Genomic DNA, 13204 nt, shown 5'->3' on the forward strand with positions numbered 1-13204 from the left:
TCTAAGCCTGGCAGCGAGGGCAGAGGCCCATCAGCTCAGTGGTTTGTTGCTGCACTTTAACGCCCAGCATGGCTTCCACCTGAGCACTGACCTGATCAATCTGGCTGGCGTGTAATTCCTGTGCTTCACCACACTGATTACAGACAAAAAAGCAGCTTGGGTGTGACTCGCCCGGGTGAGAACAGCCAACAAAGGCATTGAGTGAGTTAATGCGATGCACCAGCCCCAGCTCCAGTAAAAAATCCAGCGCGCGGTATACCGTCGGTGGAGCTGAGTTGAATCCTTCCTGCGCCAGTGTCGGTAATAAATCGTAGGCGCCTACCGGTTTGTGGCTTTGCCACACCAGCTCCAACACCCGCTGGCGAATCGGAGTGAGTCGCGCCCCTTCACTGGCACACAGCTGTTTGGCCGTTTGCACCGCGCTATCAACACAGGCGTGGTGATCGTGTGGCGCATAAACGTTAGCCGGGTGATCGGTTTCAGCTGGGGATTTTGTGGTCATGGTTTACGCCGGAATAGGTTATAATGTTGCAATTCTACGACACAAAACCTCCCGAACAAATGATCAATTCTTCCCGGCTGTCTGCTTTTTTGCTTGTTGTTTTTTTGGCTGTTTCAAAAGCAGAGGCGGTTGAGCCTTCACTTCAGCTCAAGTCTCAACTTCAGGCCCCACCTCAACTTCAATCCCAAGCTCAGGCCCAACCCATGACGGTACTGGCCAGTTTGCATCCTTTGGCTCTGATTGCGGCGTCTGTGGCCGACGATGTGGAGACTCTGGTGCCGCTGAATATCACGCCCCATGACTTTGCTTTCCGGCCATCGGATATCCGTCGGCTACAAGCGGCCGATATTATTCTTTGGGCGGGGATTGAAAGTGAGCCGTATCTGGAGCGCTTTGTACAGCGCTGGCCGGATAAGGTCTGGATTGATATTTCAGAAGGCCATGCCTCTGAGGGAGGGGATCACAATCACGATGGTCACTGGTGGCTTTCCCCCGAGATGGCAATCCGTGCACAACAACGCCTGACTCAGGCGCTGGGTGCCAACAGTACGTTTGAGGATGAAGTGCGTGAGCAACTCCGGCACAGTCACCAACAGCTGGCGCCACTGAGTGAGCGTGGATTTTTTGTGTTTCATCAGGCTTATGACCACTGGGTCGAATATTTCGACCTGAATCAGCTGGGTTCATTTACATTATCTCCGGAACAAAAGCCCGGGTTACGCAGTCTGAACCAAATGCGTAGTCAGCTGGCTCGTGGTGATGTGACCTGTGTGTTCACTGAGCCCCAGTTTTCTCCGGCGCTGGTGGCGTCGGTCACCCGTGGGCTGGATATACGCCTGGGCGAACTGGATCCATTGGGCGTTCATATTTCTGTGACAAAAGACGGCTACGCTGAGTTTATTCGTGACCTTACCCAGCGTTTTGTCCATTGCCTGGCCGATTCAGACTAAGCTTTTCCTCGGTCTTGTTATTCAGGTTCGGCATCGGCACAGTGGGTAAGGATGACTCTTATCTGACCCGGAGCCGATATGGACCCAAGTCCGCTTACTGTTGTCCCGTTATCCGAGCAATACGATCGTGTACGTCAACAAACACTGAATCTGTGTCGCCCTCTGCAAACCGCAGACTATGAGTTACAGGCGGCGGAATTTACCAGTCCGGCGAAATGGCACTTAGCTCACACCAGCTGGTTTTTTGAAACCTTTCTGCTGAAGCCAAACCTCAAGGGCTATCAGGAATTTCACCCCCAATTCGGACACCTGTTTAACAGCTATTACAACGGTATCGGTCAGCCGTACCCCAGAGCAAAACGAGGCCTGCTTTCTCGCCCGTCATTGGATGACGTCTTAAATTATCGCCATCACGTTGATCAACAGATGTCTTTGCTGATGGCGGATGAATCATTACAGCCGTTAATTGAATTGGGTCTGAATCATGAGCAGCAGCATCAGGAGCTGCTGTTAACTGACCTATTGTATTGCTGGTCGGTTAACCCGATGCAGCCGGTCTATCAGGCATTGCCATCTCCCGTTGCTAACACTGAGAGTCCTATTAACGACTGGCTGTCGTTTGACGGCGGTATTTATCGCATCGGCCATAAAGCCAGCAACGGCTTTGCGTTTGATAATGAAGGCCCGCGCCACGATGTGTTATTGCAGGACTTTTCGCTGGCCAAGCGTCTGGTAACGAATCGTGAATATCTGGAATTCATCAATGCCGGTGGTTATCAACAGCCTGAGTTTTGGTTATCCGATGGCTGGGCCTGGGTGCAGCGTGAAGGCATTGTTGCGCCGCTGTATTGGTGGAGTGAGGAGCAAAAGCCTGAACAAGAGTGGCAGCAGTTCAGCCTCAATGGTCAACGCGCTATTGAGCTTGATGCACCGGTCACCCATGTGTCTTTCTTTGAAGCTGATGCTTATGCCCGTTGGGCCGGTGCCCGGTTAGCAACTGAAGCCGAATGGGAAATCAGCGCTCGTCAAGCGGATGCGGCTCAAGGGCACTTTGCCGATGCCGGACGTTTTAGTCCAAGGCCGGTTGGTTGTTCAGAGGTGACGCAAAATAATGGTTTACAGCAACAATTTGGTGATTGTTGGGAATGGACGGCCAGCCCTTATCAACCATATCCCGGTTATGTTCCGGCGGCTGGTGCCGTGGGTGAATATAACGGCAAATTTATGTGTAATCAGATGGTGTTACGCGGTGGCTCGTGTGTGACACCAGCAGGCCATGTCAGGCCAACTTACCGCAATTTCTTTTACCCCCATGAGCGCTGGCAATTTACCGGCATTCGCTTAGCCCGCTGATCGCATGTTGTGTTCGCGATACAAATAACAAACAGGAAATCGTATGACGCACAGTCCACTGCCACAACCGAACTTTTCTGGTTCACAAAACCTGCAGTTTTTTGATGATCACCCTCCTGCGGCTGATATTAAAACCGAGGTGTTAGCGGGGTTGGCAAAGCCACAAAAAACACTGCCGGCCAAATATTTTTACGATGAGCGTGGCTCGCAGCTGTTTGAAGCCATTACCGGGCTGCCAGAATATTATCTCACCCGTACCGAGATTGGGCTGCTACAACAATACGGCGAAGAGATTGCTGATCGTGTGGGGCAGGGTGCGGTGCTGATGGAATATGGCAGCGGTGCCAGCACTAAAATTCGCCTGATGCTGGAAGCATTACGCCCGGATTGTTATGTGCCGATGGATATTAGCCGGGACTTTTTGTTGGCGTCTTCCCAGAGATTGTTGGATGACTACCCCTGGTTAAGTATTTATGCCGGTTGTGTGGATTATTCCCAACCGGTTGAATTGCCACGGACGTTAGAGCAGGCGAGTAACAAACTGGCGTTTTTTCCGGGTTCCAGTATGGGGAACTTTACACCGGAAGAAGCGCAGTCATTTTTACGCCGGGTACGCGCAACGATTGGTGATGACGGTCGTTTTCTGCTGGGTGTGGATCTGGATAAAGACGAGGCGATTCTGCACGCAGCGTATAACGATGCTCAGGGCGTGACGGCACAATTCAACAAAAACGTATTACGTCATTTGAACCGGGTACTGAGTGCCAGCTTTGATGAAACCCTGTTTGAGCATCAGGCGCTGGTAAACAAAAGCCAGTCTCGGGTTGAGATGCACCTGGTGAGTACAGTGGATCAGATGGTACATATTGCCGGAACCACCATTGTGCTGCGCCAGGGAGAATCGCTGCACACCGAAAACTCCTACAAATACCGGCTTGAGTCGCTGCAATGGATGGCGCGACAAGCGGGCTTTGAGCTGGAAACCTACTGGACCGATGAGAACAAATATTTTGCCTTGGTGATGTTGAAAGCAAAATAAATTGCGAGTCAGTATAAAGACTGAGATGGGTCAATAAGCAGAGATTTAAGACCTTGATCGGAAAGCACAAAAACAGATTTGAGCTAGGCTAGTGGAGTCATTTTTTGTTTTTGTGACCCGTTTTATGATTCAGATCTCTCAGGACGTCATTGATGCCGTATCAACTGGTTTTAATGTGCCTTCCAAACCTCAGTTGCTGACCGACGTACAACGAATCTGTGCTCAGGATGAGCCGGATATGGGCGAGCTTTCCGATGTTATTGCTCATGATATTGGCTTGTCGTCAGCGATTTTAAAAACCATCAATTCGCCATCATTTGGCATGAATCGCGCGATCAGCGATATTCAGCAAGCCGTGATGTTGCTGGGCTTTAATGCCGTATCAACCTTGGTGGCGGGTATCTTGATTAAACAAAGCTTCAAAGGTGAAGCGGCCATCAGCTTTGAGCGACTATGGGATAATGCCAGCCTGGTCGCCGATACCATGGTGTACATAGGCAAGAACATCGAGCATAAAATTCCGCCGGAAAACCTCTATACCACTGGGCTGTTCCACGATTGTGGTATTGCCGCTATGAGTATGAAATATCCGGATTATCGCAATACTCTGATCGAAGCGAACCAGCGTGAAGATATTCGGCTGGTGGAGTTAGAAGACCAGCGTTATGCCAGTAACCATGCCATTGTTGGATATTTTATTACCTCGGCCTGGGCCATCCCGCGGGATATCTGTCAGGTGGTATTACAACACCACTCACGCGATTTCCTCGACCAGAAACAGGACTCCTATGCCAAGATGGTCTACTCAACACTGAAAGTCGCTGACAATATTGTTAATAATCTTAAGCGACGTCATGACACCACGGACTGGGTGCATATTAAGGACAAATGTTTTGAGCACCTTGGCATCATGGAACATGATTATCTGGATCTGCTGGAAGACATTGATGAGCAGTGGAACGCGGCCTTCTAATACTTTGATCGTTTAATCCAGTCGTTCTGCGAAGTGCGATGTAGACAGAAAACAGTGGCGGGCTAAAATGTCCGCCACTTTTTTATTTTCTCGTTTTTTTATTTCAGGAATTACCATGACATTGGCTGTTGTTACCCTGGCTGCGGGCAAAGGCTCGCGTATGAAATCGGACTTGCCTAAAGTGCTGCACCCGTTAGCCGGGCAGCCTATGCTGGCGCATGTATTAAGTAGCGCGGCGCAATTAGGTGATGCCAAACAGCATGTAGTGATTGGTCATGGCGCAGAGAAAGTGCGTGAGCAAATCAGCGGATTTGATGTTAGCTGGGCAATGCAGACCGAACAAAAGGGAACCGGTCATGCCGTTGCTCAGGCCATGCCGGAGGTTGATCCGGAGGCAACCGTTCTGGTGTTATACGGTGATGTACCACTGATCCAAACGGATACGCTACAAAAGCTGCTGGATGAAACGCATCAGGGTCAGAACCTGGCGTTGTTAACAGTGGAACTGGCCGATCCAACCGGTTACGGCCGTATCGTACGCGATGCCGCCGATAACATTCAGGCGATTGTTGAACATAAAGATGCCACCCCAGAGCAACATCAGATTCGTGAAGTGAACACCGGCATTCTGGCGGTGTCAGCACGATTATTAAATGAATGGCTGCCGAAATTATCTTCTAATAACGCGCAGGGTGAATATTACCTGACCGATATTATTGCCATGGCGGTGGATCACGGTGTCGCCGTACGTGCCATTCACCCACGCGATGAATACGAAGTGCAGGGTGTGAATGACCGCCTGCAGCTGGCTGAACTGGAGCGTGTTTTCCAGCGTCAACAAGCGGATGAGCTGATGCGTCAGGGAGTATCCCTGGCTGATCCGGCGCGCATTGATATCCGTGGTTCTGTCACCGTCGGCTCAGATGTTCGCATTGATGTTGGTTGTGTGTTTGAAGGTGATGTGACACTGGCCAATGGTGTACACATTGGCCCTTACTGCGTGATTAAAAATGCGGTGTTGGGTGCGGGCACTCAGGTTGAATCTCATTCTCTGATTGATCAGGCAACCGTGGCTGCGGATTGTAGCGTTGGCCCATTTGCGCGCTTGCGTCCTGGTGCTGACCTGGCGGATGGTGCGAAGGTCGGTAACTTCTGCGAAGTGAAAAAGTCTGTGATTGGCAAAGGCTCTAAGGTGAATCATCTGACGTATATTGGTGATGCCGAAATTGGTACAAACGCCAATATTGGTGCAGGCACCATCACTTGTAATTACGATGGTGTGAACAAGTTTAAAACCGAAATTGGCGATGATGCGTTTATTGGCTCGAATTCGTCGTTGGTGGCACCGGTTAAAGTTGGCGCTGCTGCAACGGTTGCCGCCGGTTCTGTGATTACTAAAGAAGTTGCTGACGGTGAGTTAGCGGTTGCTCGTGGAAAGCAACGTAATATTTCCGGCTGGGAACGTCCGAAGAAAAACTAATAACAGTTTCTGGAAAATAGTCATATCATACTGGTATCTGCCAACATGTTATGACTATTGATCCCCGGTGCGGAAAATCACCTGTATCGATGTGGGTAACTCGGTGTCAGCCGCAACATAACCCACGCTGCCCGGATTTTGCAGTAAATATTCCAGTACAGCGTTTTCGCTGGCCAATGTTTTGGGCGCTTTCATCCGCCCGGTAAATTTCATCTGTGCCCAATAAGACTGAATACGCGATTCCGATAAGCCGATTACTTTGGCGTTAAATAATGAGCGTGTCCGGTTTCCGGGTTTCAGTGCAATGGGTTTGAGTTTATAACTCAGTGAAGCCCCCATATATAAATTACGCACCTGCTCACGATTCAGTGCCAATGCGGGCTTATGATCATCCAGAGTGGAGTCACTCGCTTGGCGTTGGGTAATCACCACCAGTTCCGCTGCGATTAATTCCAGCGGCAATAACAGCAGGGCAAAAACCGAAACGACGATTCGCAGCCAGCGCATCAGAATACCCATTCCCAACCAACCTGCAGCAAAGTGGCATTCAGCTTTTTATCTAAATCTTCTGGCACTCCGGTTGTGAAACGAGTGCCAAAAAATCCGCTGCGTGGTTGAGTTTCATGTAAATAGCTGGCTTCCGCTTTGAGGGCCATGTTTAACCGGAAATCCCAGCGGGCACCGAGTGTATAACTGTCCAGGCTACCGTTAGGCACCGAATCAAAAATCTGGTAGTAACCATTGCTGAGTTCAGCTAATGGGTGGCCTGGCTGGTTCCGGAAGGGCTGCAGCTCTTGCTGCGCTTTGACATTCGCATAGGCGCTGGCGGCATAGGTGAAATGTAGCGTCCAGTCATTCATCAGATGCCCGGCCGTCAGATAATATCCTTCAACTGAGGGGGCAAGATCCAGTTCGGTTTCAGCGCGTGTCCATTCTGCTTTGATGAAATGATCAAAGTTGTCGTAACTGAGCGCTATTTCGTAAAAATGGGCACGGCCATCACCGTCCAGAGAATGTGCGCTGTTGTTGAAGCCTGTTAGTTCAAGGGCATTCTGTAATGGAACAAGCTGTGGAACATCGGTTTTATTAGTACCGGTGTTATAGGATAAACGCAGAGAAATATTATGGCTTGATAGGGTTGCGGCTATACCGCGCAGGTCTTCTACATCGGCTTTAACATCAACCCGGTTGCCGGCCTGAAAAATTTCACCGTTAAAATAGCCGTAGAAACCTTCGAGGTATAAGGCGAAATCTTCACCCGCATAATTGTAGTTGGCACTGACCCCGTTAAAAGTTGGTACTAAATAATTGTTATAAACCTGTAATGGCGGTGTGATCCAGTGGTAGGAATAACCAACATCAATACTGTCGCTGTACGCGTAGCGTGGAATGCGCATCTTACCGGCACGAAACTGCCAATGGCTGTTGGGTTGGTACGACACATATAACCATTCCGTACCAGACTCTCGCTCCGGATTGCTGTGCGCTAAAAACTGGCCAGTAACTGAAAGCTGATCGGAAAAAGTATAGCTGGGTTGAATGGCAACCAGAGACTGTTCGCGGAACGTCAGCTCATCTTCATAACCATTCAGGCTGTCGGCATCGCTGTCGAGATAACCACCAATAATACGGGCAAACCCTGAAACATCCAGCTGGTCGCTGATTTCTACGGCCGTGGCGAATACGGGTGTTACCATCAAAGATGTCAACAAGAGGAGGCGTGATGCTTGGTTGTGAATTGCCCTTGAAGCCCCTGCCATCAAGATATCCTTATTCATATTTTTTGTGGTGATTACTTTATGTAACACAAATTATAGGTCAGTATCGTAATTATTGTATTTTTAACCCTCTGACACCGCTTTATAGACTAGCCTGATAATAATGAATTTTGACCGTCTGTCCTGTACCTCATCATCGGATCACTTCCTCCGGGAGAATTATGCTGATTAAAAGCATCAGAACCGCGATTGTACTGCTCAGTCTGTTCTTTATGGGGGTGCTTGTCTGGTCGGTACTGACGCTTGCTCTGAAAGAACACCGCGAGCTTTACGCCAGCTATGTTGAAGGCGATCTGGATGCGCTGAGTGACAATATGGCTTCTGATCTGGTCGCTATTCTTGGTCAGCCGGATCAGTTCTTTCAGCTGAAAACCTTATTACTCCGGTTAGATCCCTACGAGCACGTAAAATGCGCGGCTGTGTTTGATGCCAACTGGCAGCTGGTGGATTTTTATCTGGGTGCTTCCGAGCGTGCGTTACCTGAAAAAAAACGTCTCCAGATTAAAAATAACAGTCCGCAAACGTTAGGTTTGCACCGACAGCAAGGTGCGATACGAGTTGTCAAACGGGTGGGCGATCCGTCGGCTGAACTTGGCTATCTGGTGATTGTGAATGATTTTCAGGGGCCATTGGACGAGAGTGCGCATAGTCTCATGATGCATACATTGCCGACCGTGCTGGGGGTGATGCTGTTATTAATGCTGGCATTTTCTGCGTTTGGAAATCGCTGGTTATCGCCGTTAACCCGCTTGTCGGAGTTCGCACGCCAGGTGCAAAAAAGTAAAAACTATAACCTGACAATTCCTGTTAGTGGGCATTATGAAGTGTCGTCCCTGACAACCGATATCAATAATATGATGGAAGAGATTCGCAAAGAATCTGAGATGAATCAGGAGTATGTTGCTTTGCTGGAGCGGGGCAAAAAAGAAACGGAATATCTGGCTAATTACGATAGCCTGACGGGTTTGATGAATCGTAAGCACTTTATCAATCGTCTTCAGGAATTGTTACAGCAGGCAACCACCACCGGAAAAACGTATGACCTGATGTTTGTTGGCCTCGATGGTTTTAAAGGAGTAAATGATTCATTGGGGCATGAAGTCGGAGACTTATTGTTAGCCGGGGTTGCCGGACGTTTGCTCACTTATACCCCCGAACACGCTTTGGTGTGCCGCCATGGCGGTGATGAGTTTTTGATTCTCACTGAGAGTGTGGACGGTACACCAATGTTGGACTCACTGGCAGCGGGAATTGTCAGTGGCCTGGCGCAGAAATTTAATGTCAGTTCCTGGGAAGTGAGGATCACCGCCAGCATTGGTATTGCCCGCCGATGTGAACAGTATCAGGATATTCGCGAATTAATTCGTGATGCCGACATTGCTATGTACGATGCTAAGCACCGGGGCAAGTCACGATTCAGTATTTTTGATGCCGATATGATGGCGGAACACCAGCGTCGTGTGGATATTGCGAATGCCATTGTTCCGGCGTTACAGAATGATGAATTCTGTCTGAACTATCAGGCCAAAGTAACAGCGGACGGTCAGCCGGTCGGGGCAGAAGCGCTCATTCGCTGGCACAGTGAATCACTTGGGTTTGTGTCACCAGCAGAGTTTATTCCGATTGCGGAACAGTCCGGCAAGATCACTGAAATTACCAAGTGGGTGATTCAACAGGTTTGTCTGGATGTCCGTGATGTTTTTGTACCGGCTGGCATACAGCTACCGGTTTCGATTAATTTATCGGCCACTGATTTAAAAAAATATCACCTGGTTGGGGTGATTAAAGGTGCATTCCTGAAATACGACATTCCCCGTGGTATGGTGGAGTTTGAAGTAACGGAATATTCGTACCTTGATAATCTGGATGTGGCGAATAAATTCTTTAGTGAAATCAGTGCGCTTGGCTGCAAAGTTGCGCTGGATGATTTTGGTACCGGTTATTCTTCCCTTAGTTATCTCACCAAAATTCCGATTGATATTATTAAAATTGATAAACAGTTTGTTGATAACATCGGTGAGTCACACCGTGACGATGCCTTGGTGTTAACCATCATTGAAATGGCGAAGCGACTGGGTATGTCGCTGTGTGCTGAAGGTGTTGAGAAAAAAGAGCAAGTGAACTTTCTCAATAGCTATGGCTGCCAGGTTATTCAGGGATATTATTTTGCCAAGCCAATGCCGCTTGATGACTTTGTTTCTTTTGTGCAGCAAGGGCAAAAACGCATCTGTCCGGCTTAGATATTTAAGCCGGTATCATCAATGCCATTCCAAAAGCCATTACGCCTGCAAGAATTGGTAACCCCATCGATCGGGTTTTATGCCATACCAGTAACGTTGTCAGAATTCCTATGCCGGTTGCCAACCAGGCTGTTAGGTTTGGTTGCCCTGGCACCATTGAAACACCCAATAATGCTGCCGTGGTACAGGAACCAAGAATCCCCAACCAGGTTGGCAAAGCGCGAGTACCGTTATGTTTTGCCAAATGTTTATGCGTCCAGATAAAAGGTACTGCGCGCATGACAAAGGTGCCTGCAGCGATCAGCAACAAGGCAGGCCATAACGCATTTTGAATGACGGTGGTTTGAAGAAGAGTTATGTGCATATCAGCTTCGCTTTTCTTTCAATGAATCAATCATGTAATACAGCAAGGTCCCCAATGCCGCGGCAATCGGAATAGCGGCGTTACTCCAGCCAATCACTTTTAAAGCCAGCGCACCGATTAACGTGGCCACCAGAGTTATGCTCCATTGAGTTGATGAAAACTTCGGTGCTAATAACACCAGAAATAAAGCTGGCAATGCGAATGGCATTACTTCCGCAAGAAATGGCCACTGAGATATCAGGGTGTCTCCCATTTGGGCTCCGGTAGCAGTACCACCAACCCAGCTGAACCAGGCCAGTAACATCGCGCCACTAAACCAACTTTCGCGTTGCTCTGACGGTATTGCCGGCAAACGCGCCAAGGCCAGGGCAAAAATCTGATCGGTTAGGCCATGCATCAAAAAGAGGGACTTCTTACTTGCGGGTAATAGGGGTGCCAGATTTGGTCCGTACACAATATGCCGGGCATTAATCAGCAAGGTCATACTGATAATCAACCACAAAGGAGCGCCTGAAGCGAACATCGCAACAAAAAGAAACTGGGAGGCACCAGCGTAGATCAGCGTGGAGATAAAAATGGTTTCCCATTGTGAAAAGCCAGCCTGAGTTGCAATCAAACCAAATGAGATAGCCACTGGGATATAACCGCCCAGCAGCGGTGTCGCATCACGGACCCCTACCCAGAATGGACTCCCCGAAGTGATTTGCTTCTGAGCGATCATACTGTTTTCTCCGGGTCGTTATACACTACCGTCATCAGGCAGGTCGCCCCCTGTTCATGGCTGCGATAAAAATGGGGTTGATAAGCGCTGAAGGTATAACTCTGTCCGGCTGCCAGTAACACGCTGCTATTGGCGGTACCAATTTCCAGCTGGCCGCGAATCATCGTGATGGTCTCAGAAGTACCCGGTAGATGAGCCTCAGAGTTATGCCGGCTGTTGGCGGCACAGTTCATCCAATAAGCATCTACTTTGGGGGATTCATCGCTCTGATCAAGCAGGCGTATCTGAAAATCGTCGTCACCTACCAGCATATCGATTGGTGCGACCAGATTGCCAAATGGCGTGTTCAACTGGACTGCAATACGCCACAAAGTATCCAGTGTAGGGTTGCTTTTGCCCTGTTCGATTTTGGATAAATTGGATTTGGCGATACCGGCTTCAGCCGCCAGCTGTGATAACGAAATACCACGAGCTAGGCGTAATTGTTGCAGATGTTGACCAAGTGTTTGCAGCGGCGATTCAGACATACCATCACTCTGGGTGTTTGATAAAATAGGTGTTCGATAAAAGAAACGTTCTATATATGAAACACTTACGAGTCAAGGAAATGCGGCAGTCTGCTATAAATGACAGGCACAAAAAAGCCCCTGCCAGTGATGCTGGCAAGGGCTTCTCAGAACCTGAAGATCAGTTACCGTAACGCTGTTTCAGCGCATTGATACGGTCATCCAGTGGTGGATGGCTGGCCATCAGAGCAGACAGGCCTCCCCCTTCACCACGAATACCAAAGGCGACCAGTTCACCTTGTAAGTCGCTTGGCTGGTCGTAGGTTTGTTTCAACGCAGCCAGGGCACCAGCCATCGCTGCCGGGCTTACCAGCTCAGCACCGGCTTGGTCAGCACGATATTCACGACGACGGCTGAACCACGCCACCATCATGGATGCCAGAATACCCAGTAACATATCCATGACAATCGTGATGCCCATACGTGCCAGGAAGCCCAGGCCACCTTCGCCATTTTCATCGCGGGTAAAGGAATCAATCACCGATACAATAATACGGGCAAAGAACATCACAAAAGTATTCAGTACACCCTGCATCAGAGCCAGTGTGACCATATCGCCATTGGCAATATGACCAATCTCGTGGCCTAGCACGGCTTTTACTTGTTCTTTATCCATGCGTTGTAATAAGCCGGTGGAAACAGCAACCAGTGCGTTATTTTTGCTCGCTCCGGTGGCAAATGCGTTGGGGGCATCGGAGTGGAAAATACCGACTTCCGGCATGCCAATACCCGCTTTATCGGCCAGTTCTTTCACCGTGGACACAATCCACTGTTCGCCTGCATTTTGTGGTTGATCGATGATTTGCACACCCATGGACTTTTTCGCCATCCATTTTGACAGCATCAAGGAGATCAGTGAGCCGCCCATGCCGAACACACCACAGAAGATCAGCAGCGATGTCAGGTTAATACCGCCACCGGCCTGCATGTAGTTACCTACACCAAGAACACTCAGTACGACACCCAGCACCAGCATAATGGCCAGGTTGGTACCCAGAAATAATAAGATACGCATCATCTGCGAAGTCCCTCATCAAGGTTGAAATTTATACGGTTGTTATATGCACAAAGATGGCGTTTTTTGTGACATTTTCAAGGGATAACCCGAGTGAATCTGTCAGGAAGGGTCATGCCTGGAGATTGGCAAATCCAGCAAGGAGCGATCTCTCCCCGGTAGACCTTTTTCTTGGTTGTAATTGATAATCGTTTGCAATAGTCTAGTAGCGCTACGATATTCA

Annotated in this window: 13 protein-coding genes; 6 read left to right on the top strand and 7 right to left on the bottom strand. The window is 49.1% G+C overall.

Going from position 1 to position 13204, the window contains the following annotated elements; all coding sequences use genetic code 11:
• Position 1 precedes the first annotated feature (1 nt).
• Positions 2 to 502: a Fur family transcriptional regulator gene (locus tag KFF03_RS00235; protein ID WP_255858284.1), complete on the bottom strand. Its 501-nt coding sequence runs from the start codon at positions 500 to 502 to the stop codon at positions 2 to 4.
• 203 nt (positions 503 to 705) lie between these two features.
• Here KFF03_RS00235 and KFF03_RS00240 point away from each other — a divergent pair, with 203 nt between their 5' ends.
• The 5 genes from KFF03_RS00240 to glmU all read left to right on the top strand — a co-directional run bounded on the left by KFF03_RS00240 (position 706) and on the right by glmU (position 6297).
• Positions 706 to 1452, top strand: coding sequence for a zinc ABC transporter substrate-binding protein (locus tag KFF03_RS00240; RefSeq protein WP_255858285.1), 747 nt, complete (start codon positions 706 to 708; stop codon positions 1450 to 1452).
• A gap of 78 nt (positions 1453 to 1530) precedes the next feature.
• Entirely contained in the window at positions 1531 to 2805 is a 1275-nt protein-coding gene (egtB, locus tag KFF03_RS00245) for an ergothioneine biosynthesis protein EgtB (RefSeq protein ID WP_255858286.1), read from the top strand.
• Positions 2806 to 2848: 43 nt separating this feature from the next.
• Positions 2849 to 3844 (top strand): L-histidine N(alpha)-methyltransferase, encoded by a 996-nt coding sequence (gene egtD / locus KFF03_RS00250; RefSeq protein ID WP_255858287.1) that lies wholly within the window; start codon positions 2849 to 2851, stop codon positions 3842 to 3844.
• Positions 3845 to 3968: 124 nt separating this feature from the next.
• A complete protein-coding gene (locus KFF03_RS00255) occupies positions 3969 to 4817 on the top strand; it encodes an HDOD domain-containing protein (RefSeq protein WP_255858288.1) in 849 nt (282 codons plus the stop codon).
• 115 nt (positions 4818 to 4932) lie between these two features.
• Entirely contained in the window at positions 4933 to 6297 is a 1365-nt protein-coding gene (glmU, locus tag KFF03_RS00260; protein WP_255858289.1) for a bifunctional UDP-N-acetylglucosamine diphosphorylase/glucosamine-1-phosphate N-acetyltransferase GlmU, read from the top strand.
• Positions 6298 to 6351: 54 nt separating this feature from the next.
• Here the strand turns inward: glmU and KFF03_RS00265 are convergent, their stop codons facing one another.
• On the bottom strand, positions 6352 to 6816 hold the full coding sequence (locus KFF03_RS00265) for a hypothetical protein (RefSeq protein WP_255858290.1): 465 nt from the start codon (positions 6814 to 6816) through the stop codon (positions 6352 to 6354).
• Entirely contained in the window at positions 6804 to 7994 is a 1191-nt protein-coding gene (locus KFF03_RS00270) for a hypothetical protein (protein ID WP_255858291.1), read from the bottom strand. Before KFF03_RS00270 ends, KFF03_RS00265 begins: the two co-directional genes overlap by 13 nt.
• 242 nt (positions 7995 to 8236) lie before the next feature.
• On the opposite strand from KFF03_RS00270, the gene KFF03_RS00275 reads away from it, so the two are divergent.
• Positions 8237 to 10315 carry a bifunctional diguanylate cyclase/phosphodiesterase gene (locus KFF03_RS00275; RefSeq protein WP_255858292.1) on the top strand — a complete coding sequence of 693 codons (2079 nt, stop codon included), beginning with the start codon at positions 8237 to 8239 and terminating at the stop codon, positions 10313 to 10315.
• A gap of 4 nt (positions 10316 to 10319) precedes the next feature.
• Here the strand turns inward: KFF03_RS00275 and KFF03_RS00280 are convergent, their stop codons facing one another.
• From KFF03_RS00280 to htpX, 4 genes are all read right to left on the bottom strand, one after another.
• On the bottom strand, positions 10320 to 10679 hold the full coding sequence (locus tag KFF03_RS00280; protein ID WP_255858293.1) for an AzlD domain-containing protein: 360 nt from the start codon (positions 10677 to 10679) through the stop codon (positions 10320 to 10322).
• 1 nt (position 10680) lies between these two features.
• Positions 10681 to 11400, bottom strand: coding sequence for an AzlC family ABC transporter permease (locus KFF03_RS00285; protein WP_255858294.1), 720 nt, complete (start codon positions 11398 to 11400; stop codon positions 10681 to 10683).
• Positions 11397 to 11927: a helix-turn-helix transcriptional regulator gene (locus tag KFF03_RS00290; RefSeq protein WP_255858295.1), complete on the bottom strand. Its 531-nt coding sequence runs from the start codon at positions 11925 to 11927 to the stop codon at positions 11397 to 11399. The genes KFF03_RS00285 and KFF03_RS00290 overlap by 4 nt, the downstream gene beginning before the upstream one ends.
• Before the next feature lie 160 nt (positions 11928 to 12087).
• Positions 12088 to 12984: a protease HtpX gene (htpX, locus tag KFF03_RS00295; RefSeq protein ID WP_255858296.1), complete on the bottom strand. Its 897-nt coding sequence runs from the start codon at positions 12982 to 12984 to the stop codon at positions 12088 to 12090.
• Positions 12985 to 13204 lie beyond the last annotated feature (220 nt).

The sequence above is a fragment of the Bacterioplanoides sp. SCSIO 12839 genome, assembly GCF_024397975.1.
Lineage (GTDB): Bacteria > Pseudomonadota > Gammaproteobacteria > Pseudomonadales > Oceanobacteraceae > Bacterioplanoides.